We start from the raw sequence: 16,885 nt of genomic DNA, 5'->3' as shown, positions 1-16,885 counted from the left end.
GTAAAATCGCTGACCATGAGCAACGACCGGGACGCCCTGCTGGCGCAGATCAAGGACAAGGCCGTCGTGCACGGCAAGGTCACCCTCTCCTCGGGCCGGGAGGCCGACTACTACGTCGACCTCCGCCGGATCACCCTGGACGCGGAGGCGGCCCCGCTGGTCGGCAAGGTGATGCTGGACGCGGCCGCGGACCTGGAGTTCGACGCGGTGGGCGGCCTGACCCTGGGCGCCGACCCGGTGGCCGCGGCGATGCTGCACGCGGCGGCGGCCCGCGGCCGCAAGCTGGACGCCTTCGTGGTCCGCAAGGCGGGCAAGGCGCACGGCCTGCAGCGCCGGATCGAGGGCCCGGACGTGAAGGGCCGCCGGGTGCTGGCGGTGGAGGACACCTCGACCACCGGCGGTTCGGTGCTGACCGCGGTGGAGGCGCTGCGCGAGGCGGGCGCCGAGGTGGTCGGCGTCGCGGTGATCGTGGAGCGCGGCGCGGCCCCGGCGATCGCGGAGACCGGCCTGCCGTACATCACCGCGTACACCCTGGACGACCTGGGCCTGTGAGCCCCGGGGCCGGCCCGGACGGGGGCCGGTTCCACGTCGACCACGTCGAACGGCGAGAGGCCCCGGCCCACCCTCATCGGGTGGCCGGGGCCTCTCGCGTCCCGCGGTGCGGGCTCAGTGCTTGCGGTGCCGGCCGCCGGCGACCGACTCGGCGGTCTGCGCCTCGGCCTCGACGGCGCCCTCGCCGGCCTTCTTCTTCTTCCGCTCGCGGATCACCTCGACGATGATCGGCGAGACCGAGATCAGGATGATCAGCGCCATCGCGGGCAGCAGGTACTTGTCGATCACCGGGGCGAGCTGGTCGCCGGTGAAGTAGCCGATCAGCAGCATGGACTCGGTCCACAGCACGCCGCCGACGACGTTCCAGAGCAGGAAGGTCTTGGCGGGCATCTGCAGGGTGCCGGCGACCGGGTTGAGGAAGGTCCGCACGATCGGGATGAAGCGGGCCAGCACCACGGCCTTGGCCGGGCCGAACTTCTCGAAGTACTCCTCGGCCTTCTCCACGTACTCGGGCCGGAAGATCTTCGAGTTCGGCTTGTCGAACATCTTCGGGCCGACCTTGCGGCCGAGCAGGTGGCCGAGCTGGGCGCCGGCGATCGCGCAGAGCGGCGCGCCGACCAGCAGCATCCCGATGTTCATCTGGGCGCCGTCGCCGAGCACCGCGGGCGCGGCGCTGGAGGCGGCGACACCGGCCAGGATGAGCATCGAGTCACCGGGGAAGAAGAACCCGACCAGCAGGCCGGTCTCGGCGAAGATGATCGCCAGGATCCCGATGGCGCCGACGGAGGCGACGAGCGATTTGGCGTCAAGGACGTTGACGGCGAGCTGGATGTGTTCCACGCGCGCAGGATAGCCCGACTCACCCGGCAAAGCCGCAACAGGCGACCCGCGAAGCCCTTGTCGGAGCTGCCGTCCCAAGTGGCGGGCCGCTGGGTGTGTCCGCGGGGCGAGTCTGGGAGGATGACCGAGGTGTCCGGCCCGCGGTCGAGCAACCACCCTCAGCTCGTACCGCATCCGTCGTGAACCACAGGCGTATCGAGCCTTCGGACAGCGTCGTCCGATCGCCCCACACCGACAGGAGCGGATTCGCATGCCCATCGCAACTCCCGAGGCCTACAACGAGATGCTCGACCGGGCCAAGGCGGGCAAGTTCGCCTACCCGGCCATCAACGTCACCTCGTCCCAGACCCTGCACGCCGCGCTGCGCGGTTTCGCCGAGGCCGAGAGCGACGGCATCATCCAGATCTCCACCGGTGGTGCGGAGTTCCTGGGTGGCCAGCACAACAAGGACATGGTGACCGGCGCCGTCGCGCTGGCCGAGTTCGCGCACATCGTCGCGGCCAAGTACGACGTCACCGTGGCCCTGCACACCGACCACTGCCCGAAGGACAAGCTGGACGGCTACGTCCGCCCGCTGCTGGCGATCTCCGCCGAGCGCGTCGCCCGCGGCGAGAACCCGCTGTTCCAGTCGCACATGTGGGACGGCTCGGCCGAGACCCTGGCCGACAACCTGTCCATCGCGCAGGAGCTGCTGGCCCAGGCCGCCGCCGCCAGGATCATCCTCGAGGTCGAGATCACCCCGACCGGCGGCGAGGAGGACGGCGTCTCGCACGAGATCAACGACGAGCTGTACACCACCGTGAACGACGCGGTGCGCACCGCCGAGGCGCTCGGCCTGGGCGAGAAGGGCCGCTACCTGCTGGCCGCCTCGTTCGGCAACGTGCACGGCGTGTACAAGCCGGGCAACGTGGTGCTGCGTCCGGAGCTGCTGGCCGACCTGCAGACCGAGATCGGCAAGCAGTACGGCAAGCAGGACCCGTTCGACTTCGTCTTCCACGGCGGCTCGGGCTCCACCGCGGAGGAGATCCGGACCGCGCTGGAGAACGGCGTGGTCAAGATGAACCTCGACACCGACACCCAGTACGCCTTCACCCGCCCCGTCGTGGACCACATGTTCCGCAACTACGACGGCGTGCTGAAGGTCGACGGCGAGGTCGGCAAGAAGAACACCTACGACCCGCGCACCTGGGGCAAGCTGGCCGAGGCCGGCATGGCCGCCCGCGTGCTGGAGGCCGCGCAGCAGCTGCGCTCGGCCGGCCGGCGCATGAAGTAAGGCACGGCCCGGCACGGTGCCCCCGTACCCGCCCGGGTACGGGGGCACCGTGCGTTCTGCTCGCGGCAGCCTCCCCTTCGGGTCGAGCATGGTTGCTCCACAAGATCCGAGTGGCAGACTGGCACACCATGGAGATGCACAAGAACCTGCTCGACGGGCCCGAGCCGACCCTCCTGCCCGAGGAGGAGCAGCCGTACCGGATGCTGGCCGAGGAGTCCGCGTCGCCGACCCAGGTGGCGGCCGACTACCCGGCGTTCTGCCTGGCCTGGGCGATGCTCGCGGACGACTCCTTCGCGGCCGGCCGCACCGTCGAGTCCTACGCGTACGCCCGCACCGGCTACCACCGCGGCCTGGACGCGCTGCGCCGCAACGGCTGGCACGGCCACGGCCCGATCCCGTGGGAGCACCGCGGCAACCGCGGCTTCCTGCGCTGCCTGGCCGCGCTCGCCCGGGCCGCCGGGTCGATCGGCGAGACCGAGGAGGAGGCCCGCTGCTGGCAGTTCCTGAAGGACAGCAGCGCCGAGGCGTACGCCGAACTCAAGCAGTGACCCCGTCCGTCGGCGCCCCTCCCGCCTCCGGGCCGGGACGGGGCGCCGACGGCTTACCGGCGTCCCGTCGGCTCCGCACGGCGCCGGACGCACGGCCCGGGACCGGGGGCCCCGGGGAACCAACCGCAGCCATACCGCGTATGTTCACGATGCAGCACATTCGTGCGAATCGGGTCACCGGACCGCACGGATCGCCATGTCGTCGTCCCGAGGGAAACCAGATGCCCGCAGCCCGCAGGTCACCCGGCAGGTCCGCCCGACGCCGCGCCAGGACGCGCCGCCGCCGGCTGGCCCTCACGCTGGGCGGCACCGCGGCGCTGGCCGTGCTCGGCACGGCCGGATTCACTCTCCTCCACTCGACCGCCGCGCAGTCGCCGGAGGCCGGGTCCACCACGCAGGCCCGACCCGTCCCGCCGGTCAGCGAATCCCCCGAGCCCGTCCGGACGGAGGAGAACCCGCCGCCGCAGACCGCAGCCCCGAAGACCACGCCGCCCGCCGCCCCGCAGGTCGTCCAGCACGGCAGCGGCAGCTTCACCACCGCCGCCGCGTCCGGCACCACGGTCGGCACCGGCGGCACGGTGCGCCGCTACCAGGTCGAGGTCGAGGACGGCATCAACATCGACCCGAAGACCGCCGCCGCCGCCGTGCAGGCGGTGCTGGCCGACAAGCGCAGCTGGACCGCCGACAAGCGCAACAGCTTCAAGCTGGTCTCCTCCGGCTCCTACGACTTCACCGTCAAGATCGCCTCGCCCGACACCACCGACCGGATCTGCGGCGCGGGCGGTCTGGACACCAAGGGCGAGGTGAACTGCGACGTCGGCAAGCAGGTGGTGGTCAACTCCAAGCGCTGGCTGACCGGTTCGCCCCAGTTCGACGGCAGCCTGGACGACTACCGGGCGCTGATCGTCAATCACGAGGTCGGCCACCGGATCGGCCACGGCCACGAGGACTGCCCCGGCCCGGGCAAGCCCGCCCCCGCGATGATGCAGCAGATCTACGGCCTCAAGGGCTGCACCGCCAACGCCTGGCCGTACGACGCCAAGGGCAGCTACCTCAGCGGGCCGTCCGTCCCCTGACCGGCCCCGCCGCCCCGGCCACCGACTCCGAACCAGGAACCATGACCACCGAACTCACCCAGCGCCTGCTCGACCGCTTCGGCCCGGCCGGCCTGTACCGCCCCGCCCCCGCCGAGACCGCCGCCACGGCCGTCCCGGCCCCCGCCGCCGCGCTGCTGTCCGCCGCCGGCCTGCCGCTGCGGGTCGGACCGTACTTCACCGCGTCCGCCGGGGAGCCGCTGCGGCTGGCGGACTGGGCCCACCGGGCCGGGCTGTCGGTCGACGGCCGTCCGGAGGCCGACTGGGCCCGGCTGGGCACCGACCGGGGCGCGGAGCTGTGCCTGGACGGGCAGGGGCGCGTCTGGGCGGTGTACCTGGCGTTCCGCGAGCCGCCGGTCCTGGTCGACGCCGACCTGGCGGCGTTCCTCGGCAACCTGTGCGAACTGGAGCAGAACCTGCGGGAGTTGGCGGCCGCCGAGCACCCGGAGGAGATCTTCCGGCTGTTCTCGACCGCGGAGAGCCGGATCCGCGGCACCGACCTGCGGGCGTTCGAGAGCGACGAGCAGTGGTGGCCGCGGGTGCTGGAGGACGTCCGGCACACCCTCGGCGTGCCCGGGTACGCCGCGTTCAAGGTCCGCGGGCAGGACGGCGAGCCGTTCGTCCTCACCGCCGACGGCTCGCTCGCCCTGCATCCCGAGGAGACGCTCCGGCAGCAGCTGACCGCGGCCGGCCTCGACCCGGCGGACGTGCTGGAGGTCTACACCGAACTCCAGGCCTGCTTCCAGCCCGGCCACTACTGCAGCGTGTGGCTGGCCCGGACCTTCCCGGACGCCGCGTTCAGCCACAGCTTCGACTACGGCGACACCGCGGCCGAACGCGACGCCGGCATCCGGGAGTTGGCGGCCACCCTGGCCGCGAGGGGTTAACCCAGCACGGGCAGGAAGCCGGCCAGGTCGCTGCGTTCGCCGCTCGCGGTGAGGGTGGCGTCCAGCGCGTCGGCCCAGGCGAGGCGGCCGGTGGCCAGCCGGATCCAGGTCAGCGGGTCGGCCTCGACCACGTTCGGCGGGGTGCCCCGGGTGTGCCGGGGGCCCTCGACGGCCTGCACCACGGCGAACGGCGGGATCCGCAACTCGACCGCGCCGCCCGGAACTTGGCCGGCGAACGCGTCGGCCAGCAGCCGGGTGACGGAGGCCAGCGCGAAGCGGTCGTGCGGGAAGTCGGCCAGGCCCAGCGCATCGGCCAGGTCGTCGGCGTGCACCACGGTCTCCACCAGCCGGACGACCAGGAAGTCGGCCAGCAGCATCGGCCCGAACCGCATCAGGATCACCCGGCCCGGCTGCCGCCCCTCCTCGCTGTCCAGGGCGCGCCACAACTCGCCGATCTGCCGGTCGAGTTCGCCCGACACCTGGGCGGCGTCCCCGGCGAACTGCTCGGCCACCAGCTCCAGCGCAGTGGCGTTGATCGACGCGGCCGCGGTCCGGGTCCGCGACGCCCAGTCCGACGGGGCGATCGGGGCCTGCGGCGGCAGCGGGTCGTGCAGGTGCCGCGGCACCCAACTGACCACCATGCCGAGGTGGGCGACGAGTTCACGCACCCGCCAGTCCCCCAGCCGGGTGGGGAGGGCGAGCTGCTCGTCGTCCAGCGAGCGGACGGTGGCGGAGATCGCGTCGAGCTGCCCGGTGAGCGCGGCGCGCACCTTCACCGGGTCGTAGGTCCGAGGCTTCGCAGTGGGCATGCCCGCAGCGTACAAAAAGCCGGGCGGCCGGTCCGGGAATCCGAACCGACCGCCCGTCGAACGAGGCCGCGTCAGGCGAGCAGCGCCTCGATGACGCCGGTGTGGGCGTCGCGCAGCTCGGCCAGGGTGACGGTGAACTGACCCTGGACCTCCAGGGCGTCGCCGTCGACCACGCCGATCCGGGCCGCGGGCAGGCCGCGGGCGCCGCACATGTCGTTGAACCGGAGCTCCTCGCTGCGCGGGACGGCCACCACGGCGCGTCCGGCGGACTCGGAGAACAGGAACACGAACGGGTCGATGCCCTCGGGCACGACCACCCGGGCGCCGTTGCCGCCCTTGAGGCAGCTCTCCACCAGGGCCTGCGCGAGGCCGCCGTCGGAGAGGTCGTGGGCGGCGTCGATCATGCCGTCGCGGGAGGCGGCGATCAGGATGTCGCCCAGCAGGCGCTCGCGCTCCAGGTCCACCTTGGGCGGCAGGCCGCCGAGGTGGTTGTGCACGACCTGCGACCAGGCGGAGCCGCCCAGTTCGTCGGCGGTGTCGCCGAGCAGGTAGAGCAGCTGGCCCTCTTCGGCGAAGCCGACCGGGGTGCGCCGGGTGACGTCGTCGATGACGCCGAGCACCGCGACCACGGGGGTCGGGTGGATGGCGACGTCGCCGGTCTGGTTGTACAGCGAGACGTTGCCGCCGGTGACCGGGGTGCCGAGCACCTGGCAGGCGTCGGCCAGGCCGCGGGTGGCCTCGGCGAACTGCCACATCACGTCCGGGTCCTCGGGGGAGCCGAAGTTGAGGCAGTCGGAGACCGCGAGCGGCTTGGCGCCGCCGGCCGCGACGTTGCGGTACGCCTCGGCCAGGGCCAGCTGGGCGCCGGTGTACGGGTCCAGCTTGGCGTAGCGGCCGTTGCCGTCGGTGGCGACCGAGACGCCGAGGTTGGTCTCCTCGTCGATCCGGATCATGCCGGAGTCCTCGGGGGTGGCGAGCACCGTGTTGCCCAGCACGTAGCGGTCGTACTGGTCGGTGATCCACGCCTTGGAGGCCTGGTTCGGCGAACCCGCGACCTTCAGCAGCGCGTCCTTCAGCTCGTCGCCGTTGGCCGGGCGGGCGAGCCGCTCGGCGGTCGGGGCGTCGGCCTGCAGGGCGTCCTGCCAGGACGGGCGGGCGTACGGGCGCTGGTAGGTCGGGCCCTCGTGGGCGACGGTGCGCGGCGGCACGTCGACCACCAGCTCACCGTGCCAGAAGATCTCCAGTCGCTCGCCGTCGGTCACCTCGCCGATGACGGTGGCGATGACGTCCCACTTCTCGCAGATCTCCAGGAAGCGGTCGACCTTGCCGGGCTCGACAATGGCGCACATGCGCTCCTGCGACTCGCTCATGAGGATTTCCTCCGGCGAGAGCGTGTGGTCGCGCAGCGGCACGGTGTCCAGCTCGATCCGCATGCCGCCGGTGCCGGCCGAGGCCAGCTCCGAGGTGGCGCAGGACAGGCCGGCGCCGCCGAGGTCCTGGATGCCCGCGACGAGGTCTTCCTTGAAGATCTCCAGGGTGCACTCGATGAGGAGCTTCTCCTGGAACGGGTCGCCGACCTGGACGGCGGGGCGCTTGGCCGGGCCGGTCGCGTCGAAGGTCTCCGAGGCCAGCACGGAGACGCCGCCGATGCCGTCGCCGCCGGTGCGGGCTCCGTACAGGATGACCTTGTTGCCGGGGCCGGAGGCCTTCGCGAGGTGGATGTCCTCGTGCTTCATCACGCCGACGCACAGCGCGTTGACCAGCGGGTTGCCCTGGTAGCAGGAGTCGAAGACGACCTCGCCGCCGATGTTCGGCAGGCCCAGGCAGTTGCCGTAGCCGCCGATGCCCGCGACGATCCCGGGCAGCACGCGCCGGGTGTCCGGGTGGTCGGCCGCACCGAAGCGCAGCGGGTCCATCACGGCGACCGGGCGGGCGCCCATCGCCAGGATGTCGCGCACGATGCCGCCGATGCCGGTGGCCGCGCCCTGGTAGGGCTCGATGTATGACGGGTGGTTGTGCGACTCGACCTTGAAGGTGACCGCGTAGCCCTGGCCGACGTCGACCACACCGGCGTTCTCGCCGATGCCGACGAGCATCGCGTCGTTCTCCGGGGCCTTCTCGCCGAACTGCTTGAGGTGGACCTTGGAGCTCTTGTACGAGCAGTGCTCCGACCACATCACCGAGTACATGGCGAGCTCGGCGCCGGTCGGGCGGCGGCCCAGGATCTCGCGGATCCGGGCGTACTCGTCCTCCTTGAGGCCGAGTTCGGCCCAGGGCTGACCGGCGTCCGGGGTCTGCTCGGCGTTCTTGACGGTGTCGAGGCTCATCAGGCGTTCACCAGCTGCTTCAGGACGGAAGTGAAGAAGCCCAGGCCCTCGGTGGTCGGACCGGTGAGCGGCTCCACGGCGTGCTCCGGGTGCGGCATCAGGCCGACGACATTGCCGGCGGCGTTGGTGATGCCGGCGATGTCGCGGTACGAACCGTTCGGGTTCACATCGAGGTACCGGGCGACGATGCGGCCCTCCGCCTCGAGTTCGTCCAGGACGTGCGCGTCGGCGACGAACCGGCCTTCGCCGTTCTTCAGCGGAACGACGATTTCCTGGCCGGCCGAGTAATCCCGCGTCCAGGCGGTGTCGGCGTTCTCGATGCGGAGCTTCTGGTCGCGGCAGATGAAGTGCAGCGAGTCGTTCCGGGTGAGCGCGCCGGGCAGCAGGTGCGATTCGCACAGCACCTGGAAGCCGTTGCAGATACCGAGGACCGGCATTCCGAGCTTCGCCTGCTCGATGACGGTGTCCATCACCGGGGAGAAGCGGGAGATGGCACCGCAGCGCAGGTAGTCGCCGTAGGAGAATCCGCCGGGCAGGACGACCGCGTCGACCTGGTGGAGATCCTTGTCACGGTGCCAAAGGGCGACCGGCTCGGCGCCGGCCAGGCGGACCGCGCGCTGGGCGTCGCGGTCGTCGAGGGAACCGGGGAAAGTGACGACGCCGATGCGGGTGGTCACTTGCCCTCCTCCTCGACGCGGACGGTGAAGTCCTCGATCACGGTGTTGGCGAGGAAGGTCTCGGCGGCCTCACGGATGCGGGCGAGCGCGGCGTCGTCGACCGGCCCCTCCAGCTCCAGTTCGAAACGCTTGCCCTGGCGGACGTCGGCGATCCCGGCGAATCCGAGACGGGGCAGTGCACGCTGCACCGCCTGTCCCTGCGGGTCGAGGATCTCCGGCTTGAGCATGACGTCGACTACGACGCGTGCCACTGGCACTCCCGGTGGTGATTGCGTTCAGGCGGGGGACCTTCAGCCTACCTGTGCCGGACGGTCATCTTGCGGCCCACCTGCGGCAACGCGCGTAGACCGATGCCCCTTACGCGCCAAGGCTTCCGGGCCCGGCCACCGGGCCGTCCGGGTCCCCGTTGCCATCCCATTTCGTCGGTTTAATCCCGTCTGTAACGAGACCGTATCGGCATCCGGGGGAACCCCGTGAATATCCGGAAAAAAGGAATCCCGAACTCTTCGATTTCAGCAGGTTCCGGGTGCAGAATAGGGCGACCGGCAGCCGAACGCGCCGCATCTCGGCGTGGGCCCCCTGCCCGCCGACGGATGCCGTGATCCCGGCCCAGCGGACCGGCGGGGCATCCGAGACCTCCGTCGGCCGAATTGCCCGAGAGGATTGACACCCATGGCTCAGCGTGTAGTCGTCACGCTCTCCGACGACCTGGACGGCGGCACCGCCGCGGAAACCGTCCACTTCGGCGTGGACGGGAAGTCGTACGAGATCGATCTGTCCGCCGACAACGCGGAAAAGCTTCGGGAGGCCCTCGCCCCGTTCGTCGCCGCGGGCCGCCGGCAGAGCCGCAGCGGAAAGTCCTTCCGCCGCACCGCGCTCACCCCGGACCCGGCCGCGGTGCGCGCCTGGGCGCAGTCGAACGGCATGGAACTGCCCGCCCGCGGCCGCATCCCGAAGCACGTGTACGAGGCGTTCTCCGAGAACAACTGACCCCTCCCGGCCGCCCGTCGCGGGCCGCCGACGCCTTCCCCGGCCACGCCGCCGGGGAAGGATGGGGCGAGCAGGCCGTTTGATGTTGTAGAGTTCTTCTCGTCGCCGCAACCGGGGGAACCCGATCGGGGCGGCCGGTGCTCAGGCACCGTGCGGACGTGGCTCAGTTGGTAGAGCATCACCTTGCCAAGGTGAGGGTCGCGAGTTCGAATCTCGTCGTCCGCTCGCAGCTAGCGTGACAAGCTGTCATAACTCAATATCATGCGGACGTGGCTCAGTTGGTAGAGCATCACCTTGCCAAGGTGAGGGTCGCGAGTTCGAATCTCGTCGTCCGCTCCAGTTCCGAAGGCCCCCTCGACGAGGGGGCCTTCGGCGTTTCCGGCCCACCGCGGCACCCGGTGACATTTGTCATCGCCGACCCGTGGAACTCCACCGGCACCCGGTGACGGCCCGCACTACTGGACGTCCCGGCCCGGCGGAAGGCTGGAGCCATGACCGACACCAGCCGTCCCCGTCCCGCCGTCGAGGCCCGCGGCCTGCACCGCCGCTACGGACCGTCCGGCGCCGCCGGCTTCGAGGCCGTCCGCGGCCTGGACCTCGACGTCGCCCGGGGCGAGCTGTTCGCGCTGCTCGGCACCAACGGCGCCGGCAAGACCTCCACCATGGAGGTGCTGGAGGGCCTGGCCGCGCCGAGCGCCGGCGAGGTCCGGGTGCTCGGCCTGGACCCGGCCCGGGAGCGGGCCGCGCTCCGGCCGCGGATCGGCATCATGCTGCAGGAGGGCGGCTTCCCCGGCGAGCTGACCGTCGCCGAGACCGGGCGCTGCTGGAACGGACTGACCAGCGACGCCCGCGCCGTGGACGAGGCGCTCGACCTGGTGGGCCTGCTGCCTCGGCGCACGGTCCGGGTCAAGCAGCTGTCCGGCGGCGAGCGCCGCCGCCTCGACCTGGCGATGGCCCTGCTCGGCCGCCCCGAGGTGCTGTTCCTGGACGAGCCCTCCACCGGCCTGGACCCGGAGGCCCGCGCCTCGGTGTGGCGGCTGATCCGGGAGCTGCGCGCGGCCGGCACCACCGTGCTGCTCACCACCCACTACCTGGAAGAGGCCGAGGAGCTCGCCGACCGACTGGCGATCATGCACGGCGGCCGGGTGGTGGCCGGCGGCACCGTCGACGAGGTGCTGGCCGACCACCCCGCCCGGATCAGCTTCGAACTGCCCGAGCGCTCCGGCCCGCACGCCTCGCTCGACCTGCCCGCGCTGCCCGGCGCCGACCTGCGGGTCGACGGCCGCCGGATCACCCTGCGCACCACCGACCTGCAGGGCGCCCTGACCGAACTGCTCGGCTGGGCCGCCCGCCACCGGGTCGCCCTGGGCCGGCTGGACGCCCGCAGCGCCTCGCTGGAAGAGGCCTTCCTCGCCATCGCCGCGTCCGACGCGGCCACCCTGCCGCAGATCGGACGTGCCGCATGACCGCCGCGACCACCCCCGCCGGACGCCTGCTCGCCCTCGGCCGCGCCGAGGCCACCCTGCTGCGCCGCAACCGCACCGCGATGTTCATGGCCCTGGCGCTGCCGCTGGTGCTGGTCGCCTCGATGCGCTCGGTCCTCGACGCCGCCGCCGAGCGCACCCCCGGCCTGGACGTGAACGCCAACCTGGTGGTCGGCTCGATGGGCGTCGTGCTGCTGATCGTCGTCTACTGCAACCTGACCTCGGCCTACACCGCGCGGCGCAGCGACCTGGTGTTGAAGCGGCTGCGCACCGGGGAGGCCACCGACACCGAGATCCTGCTCGGCACCGCCGTCCCGTCGATCGGGCTGGCGCTCACCCAGTGCCTGCTGCTGGGCGTCGGCGGCGCGCTGCTGCTCGGCCTGCCCGCCCCGGTGAACCCGCTGCTGCTGGTGGCCGGGCTGGCGCTCACGGTGGCCCTGCTGACCGGGCTGGCCGCGCTGTCCAGCGCCGTCACCAAGACCGTGGAGACCGCGGGCATCACCACCCTGCCGCTGCTGCTGGTGGCGCAGCTCGGCTCCGGCCTGATGATCCCGCTGGAGTCGCTGCCGGACTCGGTGGCGAACGTCTGCCGCCTGCTGCCGACCACCCCGGCCCTGCAGCTGCTGCGGATCGGCTGGTTCGGCACCGACGGCTCCGGCCCGGCCGAGGGCTTCGCCGGGACGTGGTCGCAGGGCGCGACGCCGCTGCTGATGGCCGCGCTGTGGACGGGCGTCGCGGCATGGGCGGGCCGCCGCTGGTTCCGCTGGGAGCCGCGCCGATAGATTCGGCGGAGCCGTCGGAAGTCTGAACGTCGGAACGTCCGAATGTCGGAACGTCGGGAACAAGAGGGAACCACGCCGTGCGGGTGAGCAGGCCACGACCGATCCGCCGCTGGCAGGCGGTATCCAAGCCACAGCGCATCGAGCTGTACGTACGGTGGTCGCTGTACCTGGTGGCGGTGGCCCAGCCGCTGCTGGCGCTCGGCTCGGTGGCCGCCGCCGCGGAGCGGGACGAGCTGCCGGTCGGTTTCCGGCTGCTGCTGCTCGGTGTGCTGGCGTCGGGGGCGCTGAACATCGTCATGTTCCGCACCGGCCTGGCCGCGTACCTCGGCCGCCGCCCGCACCCGTACGGCTGGGCGGCGCTGTCGGCGGCGGTTTCGGGGGGCCTCGCGGTGGCGGCGCTGCTGGCGACTCCCCCGGTCGCGCCGGACGCGCCGGCCGCCGCGGCCGCCCCCGGCGTGATGGCCACGATGGCGGTGACCTGCTGGATCACCGCCGCGTCGATCGCCCTGCCGACCCGGCGGGCCCTGCTGGGCGGGCTGGCCCTGCTGGCCGCGGTGACGGTGCTGCACCTGGTGCGGGGCGCCCACCCGGGGGCGGTGATCGGCATCGCCCTCGGAACCGTGATCGGCGCGACGATCGCCGCCGCGACCGCCCGCTGCTCGGCCTGGATGGCGAGGGTGGTCTGGGAGCTGGACGGGGCCCGGGAGGCCCAGGCCCGGCTCGCGGTCGCCGAGGAGCGGCTGCGGTTCTCCCGCGACCTGCACGACGTGCTGGGCCGCAACCTCGCCACCATCGCGCTGAAGAGCGAACTGGCCGTGCAGCTGGCCCGCCGTCAACGCCCGGAGGCGGTGGACCAGATGACCGAGGTGCAGCGGATCGCCCAGGACTCGCAGCGCGAGGTCCGCGAGGTGGTGCGCGGCTACCGCACCGTCGAACTGCACACCGAACTGATCGGCGCGGCCTCGGTGCTGCGCGCCGCGAACGTCGACTGCCGGACCGAACTGACGGGCACGGACGCACTGCCGGCCGAGACGCAGTCGGTGCTCGGCTGGGTGGTGCGGGAGGCGGCGACCAACGTGCTGCGCCACTCCGAGGCCGCCAACTGCTCGTTCCGGCTGCGGGTGTCGGGCGGCACCGCGGTGCTGGAGGTGGAGAACGACGGCGTGCCCGCCGTCCCGCCGTCCCGCACCGAGGGCGCGGGCAGCGGCCTGCGCGGCCTGCGCGAGCGACTGGCCGCCCACGGCGGCACCCTGACGGCGGCCGGCCCCGGCCCCGGGCGGTTCCGGGTGACCGCCGAACTACCGATGGCAGCAAGGGAGTCTGTGGCATGACGGACCGGGTGCGGGTGCTGCTCGCCGACGACGAACATCTGATCCGCGGGGCGCTGGCGGCGCTGCTGGCGCTGGAGGACGACCTGACGGTGGTCGCCGAGGCGGCGTCCGGCCCGGAGGCGCTGGCGATGGCCGCCGCGCACCGCCCGGACGTGGCGGTGCTGGACCTGCAGATGCCGGGCCTGGACGGCCTGGAGGTGGCGTCCGAACTGCGGCACCGGCTGCCGGACTGCCGGGTGATGATCGTGACCGGGCACGGCCGCCCGGGCTACCTGAAGCGGGCCCTGGAGGTCGGGGTGCGCGGCTTCCTGCCGAAGACCGTCTCCGCCTCCGACCTGGCGGGCATCATCCGCACCGTCCGCGCGGGCGGCCGCTACGTGGACCCGGAACTGGCCGCGGAGGCGATCAGCGCGGGCGACTCCCCGCTGACGCCGCGCGAGACGGACGTGCTGGAGCTGGCCGCGGACGGCTCCTCGATCGCCGAGATCGCCGACCGGGCGTCGCTCTCCCAGGGCACGGTGCGCAACTACCTGTCCTCGGCGGCGGGCAAGCTGGGCGCGGAGAACCGGCACGCGGCGGTGCGGATCGCCCGCGAGCACGGCTGGCTGTGACGCACCGCCACAGCCGGCCGCGCGGCGGCGTCACTTCCAGGCGAGGCCGGTGAGCTTCTCGTAGGCGTCGATGTAGCGCTGCCGGGTGTGCTCGACGATCTCGGCGGGCAGCGCCGGCGGCGGGTTGTCGCTCTTGCGGTCCCAGCCGGAGGCGGACGAGGTCAGCCAGTCGCGGATGATCTGCTTGTCGAAGGACGGCTGGTCGCGACCGGGCTGCCACTCGTCGGCGGGCCAGTAGCGGGACGAGTCGGGGGTCAGCACCTCGTCGCCGATGACCAGTTCGCCGTCCAGCAGGCCGAACTCGAACTTGGTGTCGGCGAGGATCAGGCCGCGCTCGCGGGCGATCCCGCGGGCCCGGGAGTACACGGCGAGGGTGGTCTGCCGCAGGGTGGCGGCGAGGTCGGCGCCGACCCGGTGGGCGGTCTCCTCGTAGGAGACGTTCTCGTCGTGCTCGCCGACCTCGGCCTTCAGCGCCGGGGTGTAGATCGGGGCGGGCAGCTCGGAGCCGTTGTCCAAGCCCTCGGGCAGCGCGATGCCGCACACCGTGCGGGAGACCCGGTACTCCTCCAGGCCGGAGCCCGCCAGGTAGCCGCGCGCCACGCACTCCACCGGCGCCATCTCCAGGCTGCGGCAGATCAGGGTGCGGCCGGCCCAGTCGGCGGGGGCACCCTCGGGCAGCTCGGTGGAGATCACGTGGTTGGGCACCAGGTCGGCGATCCGCTCGAACCACCACAGCGACAGCTGGGTGAGGATCCGGCCCTTGTCGGGGATCTCGTTGGGCAGCACCCAGTCGTAGGCGGAGGTACGGTCGCTGGCCACCATCACCAGGTTGCCGTTGCCGTCCCGGTACAGGTCGCGCACCTTGCCGGTGTGCAGGTGGACCAGGCCGGGCACCTGGACCGGCTCGGGCTTGGTGACGAATCCGCTCACGGTCAGTCAGTCCTCACAGCTGGGGGGCTCTGCGGGGAGTCTTTCATGAGGGGCGGACCGGGGGCCGGTGCGCCCCCGCCCCACGCGGGAAGACAAGCACAGCACGAGGGGCGGACCGGGAGCCGGTGCGCCCCCGCCCCACGCGACGGAACAGCACGGCATCAGGGGCCGGTGCGTCCCTCCTTGCACAGCTGGTCGAGCAGGTTGGCGGTGGCCCGCTGGATCCGCTCGTCGGTGTGCCCGGGCCGGTCCAGCGCGGGCGACCAGGCGAACGTCCCGGACGCGAACACGTAGGCCCCGCTGGGAGCCCGGTACAGCGAGGTCTCCTGGTGGGTGAGCCGCCCGGCGGCGTCCCGGTACGGGGAGTGCGCCAGCAGGGTGCGTTCGGTGCAGGCGGGCAGCGCGACCTTCGGGTAGTAGCGGTCGGCCTCCCCCGCGACCAGGCCGGGCAGTTCCTCGCCCTCGGCCAGGCCGGTGCCCTGCCACAGCCAGTGCGCGGTGTTCCGGGCCACCAGCGGCACCGGCGCGGGCACGCTGCCCGCGTACTGGATGCCCAGCAGGTGCTGCTCGGGCTCGCCGGCGTCCCGCCACAGTGCGCTGGTCGCGCCCGCGGTGCCCGCGGCGGGGTGGTCGGCGGCGACCTTCTGCCGTTTGCGGCAGTTCAGCAGCCGGGACGGCTCGCCGTTCGCGCCGGCGGTCAGCTCGACCCGCCAGTACAGCGAGTTGGCGGACAGGAACACCAGCGAGGTGCCGCCGTCCCGGGCCCGCTCGACGGCCCGCCGCATCGGCTCCGACCAGTACTCGTCGTGCCCGGGGAACACCAGGGCCTTGTACCGGTCCGCGTCGACCAGCCCGGCGTGCAGGTCGGTGGCGGTGGCGTAGCCCAGGTCGTAGCCGTACCGCTCGGCCCACCGGATGAAGTCGTACGCGTGCCCGACGTGCAGCGGCAGCCCGGCCCCGGCGTGCGGCCGGTCGAAGGAGACGGTGACCGCCGCCTGCTCCTCGTGCACCAGCCGCCCCGCCGCGTCCCACGCGTGGTACAGGCTGGCGCCCTGGTGCCCGTCCTCCGGGAACAGGTTGTACGCCTGCCAGGTCACGTCCGGCAGCACCAGCAGCAGGTCCGCCGGGTCGAAGTCCCGGACGGTGAACGGGATGTGGCTGCGGTGCCCGCCGTCGGCAGTGGTCAGCACCGCCACGTACGCGCCGGGCCGCCAGTCGGTGGGGACCTGCAGCCGCCAGGACTGCCACCAGTGGTGGCAGGAGACGGTGCGGTCGGCGACCATCGGGGCGGGCTGGGCGAGCCCGGAGATCAGCGGGCTGGAGGCGACCTGGCGGGCGCCGTCGCCGCCGTCGTGGCCGATCCGGTAGACGTCGACCTGGAACTCCTGCGGCGGGTGGACCGTCACCCGGAAGTCCACCGAACCGCCGGGCCGCGCCACGCCCGCGGAGGCGAAGCCCTTGATCTGCTGCCGCACGTCGTCGGAGTTGCGCGGGCCGCTCACCGCGGGCCGCGGCGGCCGGGCCGCGCCTTCGAGCGGCCGCTGCCCCGGGGCGTCCACGCTGACGTACCAGGGCACCGCGCCCTCACCGTCCGCCAGGTAGTGGTCGGGGCTGCGCAGCCACGGCAGCGGGCCCTGGCCGAACGGATCGGACACCCCGTGCGCCAGCGTGCCGGACTCCCACCGGCGGTTGGATTCCGTCCCCACACGCCCTCCCCACACGTGCGCATCCGTCGAGGGTGGCAATTGCC

17 protein-coding genes and 2 tRNA genes are annotated in these 16,885 nt (G+C 72.7%); 12 read left to right on the top strand and 7 right to left on the bottom strand.

Annotated elements, in window-relative coordinates; genetic code table 11:
• The first annotated feature begins 15 nt into the window (after positions 1-15).
• Positions 16-552, top strand: a complete 537-nt coding sequence (gene pyrE, locus CG736_RS29025; RefSeq protein WP_043915296.1) for an orotate phosphoribosyltransferase — start codon at positions 16-18, stop codon at positions 550-552.
• 114 nt (positions 553-666) lie between these two features.
• Here pyrE and CG736_RS29020 read toward each other — a convergent pair whose 3' ends face one another.
• Positions 667-1,392 carry a DedA family protein gene (locus CG736_RS29020; RefSeq protein WP_229848555.1) on the bottom strand — a complete coding sequence of 242 codons (726 nt, stop codon included), beginning with the start codon at positions 1,390-1,392 and terminating at the stop codon, positions 667-669.
• A 250-nt stretch (positions 1,393-1,642) separates the two neighbouring features.
• Here CG736_RS29020 and fbaA point away from each other — a divergent pair, with 250 nt between their 5' ends.
• From fbaA to CG736_RS29000, 4 genes are all read left to right on the top strand, one after another.
• The gene (gene fbaA, locus CG736_RS29015) at positions 1,643-2,665 is read left to right on the top strand and encodes a class II fructose-bisphosphate aldolase (RefSeq protein WP_100589122.1); all 1,023 of its coding nucleotides are present in this window, start codon (positions 1,643-1,645) and stop codon (positions 2,663-2,665) included.
• Between the two features lie 128 nt (positions 2,666-2,793).
• On the top strand, positions 2,794-3,213 hold the full coding sequence (locus CG736_RS29010; protein WP_043915303.1) for a DUF3151 domain-containing protein: 420 nt from the start codon (positions 2,794-2,796) through the stop codon (positions 3,211-3,213).
• 221 nt (positions 3,214-3,434) lie between these two features.
• Positions 3,435-4,289 carry a DUF3152 domain-containing protein gene (locus CG736_RS29005; protein ID WP_232734252.1) on the top strand — a complete coding sequence of 285 codons (855 nt, stop codon included), beginning with the start codon at positions 3,435-3,437 and terminating at the stop codon, positions 4,287-4,289.
• 41 nt (positions 4,290-4,330) lie between these two features.
• Positions 4,331-5,194 carry a nucleic acid/nucleotide deaminase domain-containing protein gene (locus CG736_RS29000; RefSeq protein ID WP_100589121.1) on the top strand — a complete coding sequence of 288 codons (864 nt, stop codon included), beginning with the start codon at positions 4,331-4,333 and terminating at the stop codon, positions 5,192-5,194.
• On the opposite strand, the gene CG736_RS28995 is transcribed toward CG736_RS29000, so the two are convergent.
• The 4 genes from CG736_RS28995 to purS all read right to left on the bottom strand — a co-directional run bounded on the left by CG736_RS28995 (position 5,191) and on the right by purS (position 9,258).
• A complete protein-coding gene (locus CG736_RS28995) occupies positions 5,191-6,003 on the bottom strand; it encodes a maleylpyruvate isomerase family mycothiol-dependent enzyme (protein ID WP_100589120.1) in 813 nt (270 codons plus the stop codon). The genes CG736_RS29000 and CG736_RS28995 overlap by 4 nt on opposite strands.
• A 71-nt stretch (positions 6,004-6,074) precedes the next feature.
• Positions 6,075-8,330: a phosphoribosylformylglycinamidine synthase subunit PurL gene (purL, locus tag CG736_RS28990; RefSeq protein WP_100589119.1), complete on the bottom strand. Its 2,256-nt coding sequence runs from the start codon at positions 8,328-8,330 to the stop codon at positions 6,075-6,077.
• A complete protein-coding gene (gene purQ, locus CG736_RS28985; RefSeq protein ID WP_100589118.1) occupies positions 8,330-9,007 on the bottom strand; it encodes a phosphoribosylformylglycinamidine synthase subunit PurQ in 678 nt (225 codons plus the stop codon). Before purQ ends, purL begins: the two co-directional genes overlap by 1 nt.
• Positions 9,004-9,258 (bottom strand): phosphoribosylformylglycinamidine synthase subunit PurS, encoded by a 255-nt coding sequence (gene purS, locus CG736_RS28980; RefSeq protein WP_033250393.1) that lies wholly within the window; start codon positions 9,256-9,258, stop codon positions 9,004-9,006. The genes purQ and purS overlap by 4 nt, the downstream gene beginning before the upstream one ends.
• 421 nt (positions 9,259-9,679) lie before the next feature.
• Here purS and CG736_RS28975 point away from each other — a divergent pair, with 421 nt between their 5' ends.
• The 7 genes from CG736_RS28975 to CG736_RS28945 all read left to right on the top strand — a co-directional run bounded on the left by CG736_RS28975 (position 9,680) and on the right by CG736_RS28945 (position 14,205).
• On the top strand, positions 9,680-9,997 hold the full coding sequence (locus CG736_RS28975; RefSeq protein WP_043915312.1) for an Lsr2 family protein: 318 nt from the start codon (positions 9,680-9,682) through the stop codon (positions 9,995-9,997).
• Positions 9,998-10,149: 152 nt separating this feature from the next.
• A tRNA-Gly gene (locus CG736_RS28970) sits at positions 10,150-10,222 on the top strand.
• Positions 10,223-10,260: 38 nt separating this feature from the next.
• Positions 10,261-10,336 (top strand) — tRNA-Gly (locus tag CG736_RS28965).
• A 152-nt stretch (positions 10,337-10,488) separates the two neighbouring features.
• Entirely contained in the window at positions 10,489-11,463 is a 975-nt protein-coding gene (locus tag CG736_RS28960; protein WP_100589117.1) for an ABC transporter ATP-binding protein, read from the top strand.
• Entirely contained in the window at positions 11,460-12,263 is an 804-nt protein-coding gene (locus CG736_RS28955; RefSeq protein WP_100589116.1) for an ABC transporter permease, read from the top strand. Before CG736_RS28960 ends, CG736_RS28955 begins: the two co-directional genes overlap by 4 nt.
• Positions 12,264-12,346: 83 nt before the next feature.
• Positions 12,347-13,594 (top strand): sensor histidine kinase, encoded by a 1,248-nt coding sequence (locus tag CG736_RS28950; protein WP_232734251.1) that lies wholly within the window; start codon positions 12,347-12,349, stop codon positions 13,592-13,594.
• Positions 13,591-14,205: a response regulator transcription factor gene (locus CG736_RS28945; protein WP_043915316.1), complete on the top strand. Its 615-nt coding sequence runs from the start codon at positions 13,591-13,593 to the stop codon at positions 14,203-14,205. Before CG736_RS28950 ends, CG736_RS28945 begins: the two co-directional genes overlap by 4 nt.
• Before the next feature lie 30 nt (positions 14,206-14,235).
• Here the strand turns inward: CG736_RS28945 and CG736_RS28940 are convergent, their stop codons facing one another.
• Together CG736_RS28940 and CG736_RS28935 are read right to left on the bottom strand one after the other, a co-directional pair.
• Positions 14,236-15,135: a phosphoribosylaminoimidazolesuccinocarboxamide synthase gene (locus tag CG736_RS28940; protein ID WP_100589115.1), complete on the bottom strand. Its 900-nt coding sequence runs from the start codon at positions 15,133-15,135 to the stop codon at positions 14,236-14,238.
• A gap of 161 nt (positions 15,136-15,296) precedes the next feature.
• Positions 15,297-16,841: a N,N-dimethylformamidase beta subunit family domain-containing protein gene (locus CG736_RS28935; RefSeq protein WP_100589114.1), complete on the bottom strand. Its 1,545-nt coding sequence runs from the start codon at positions 16,839-16,841 to the stop codon at positions 15,297-15,299.
• Between the last annotated feature and the right edge of the window lie 44 nt (positions 16,842-16,885).

This window comes from Kitasatospora sp. CB02891 (assembly GCF_002803145.1).
Lineage (GTDB): Bacteria > Actinomycetota > Actinomycetes > Streptomycetales > Streptomycetaceae > Kitasatospora > Kitasatospora griseola.
Note: the sequence above shows the minus strand (reverse complement) of the source record. Positions and strands in the feature narration are given on the sequence as shown.

Coding starts and splice junctions, on each gene's coding strand:
- pyrE (WP_043915296.1), top strand. CDS start 16: ATGAGCAACGACCGGGACGCCCTGCTGGCGCAGATCAAGGACAAGGCC.
- fbaA (WP_100589122.1), top strand. CDS start 1,643: ATGCCCATCGCAACTCCCGAGGCCTACAACGAGATGCTCGACCGGGCC.
- CG736_RS29010 (WP_043915303.1), top strand. CDS start 2,794: ATGGAGATGCACAAGAACCTGCTCGACGGGCCCGAGCCGACCCTCCTG.
- CG736_RS29005 (WP_232734252.1), top strand. CDS start 3,435: ATGCCCGCAGCCCGCAGGTCACCCGGCAGGTCCGCCCGACGCCGCGCC.
- CG736_RS29000 (WP_100589121.1), top strand. CDS start 4,331: ATGACCACCGAACTCACCCAGCGCCTGCTCGACCGCTTCGGCCCGGCC.
- CG736_RS28995 (WP_100589120.1), bottom strand. CDS start 6,003: ATGCCCACTGCGAAGCCTCGGACCTACGACCCGGTGAAGGTGCGCGCC.
- purL (WP_100589119.1), bottom strand. CDS start 8,330: ATGAGCCTCGACACCGTCAAGAACGCCGAGCAGACCCCGGACGCCGGT.
- CG736_RS28975 (WP_043915312.1), top strand. CDS start 9,680: ATGGCTCAGCGTGTAGTCGTCACGCTCTCCGACGACCTGGACGGCGGC.
- CG736_RS28960 (WP_100589117.1), top strand. CDS start 10,489: ATGACCGACACCAGCCGTCCCCGTCCCGCCGTCGAGGCCCGCGGCCTG.
- CG736_RS28955 (WP_100589116.1), top strand. CDS start 11,460: ATGACCGCCGCGACCACCCCCGCCGGACGCCTGCTCGCCCTCGGCCGC.
- CG736_RS28945 (WP_043915316.1), top strand. CDS start 13,591: ATGACGGACCGGGTGCGGGTGCTGCTCGCCGACGACGAACATCTGATC.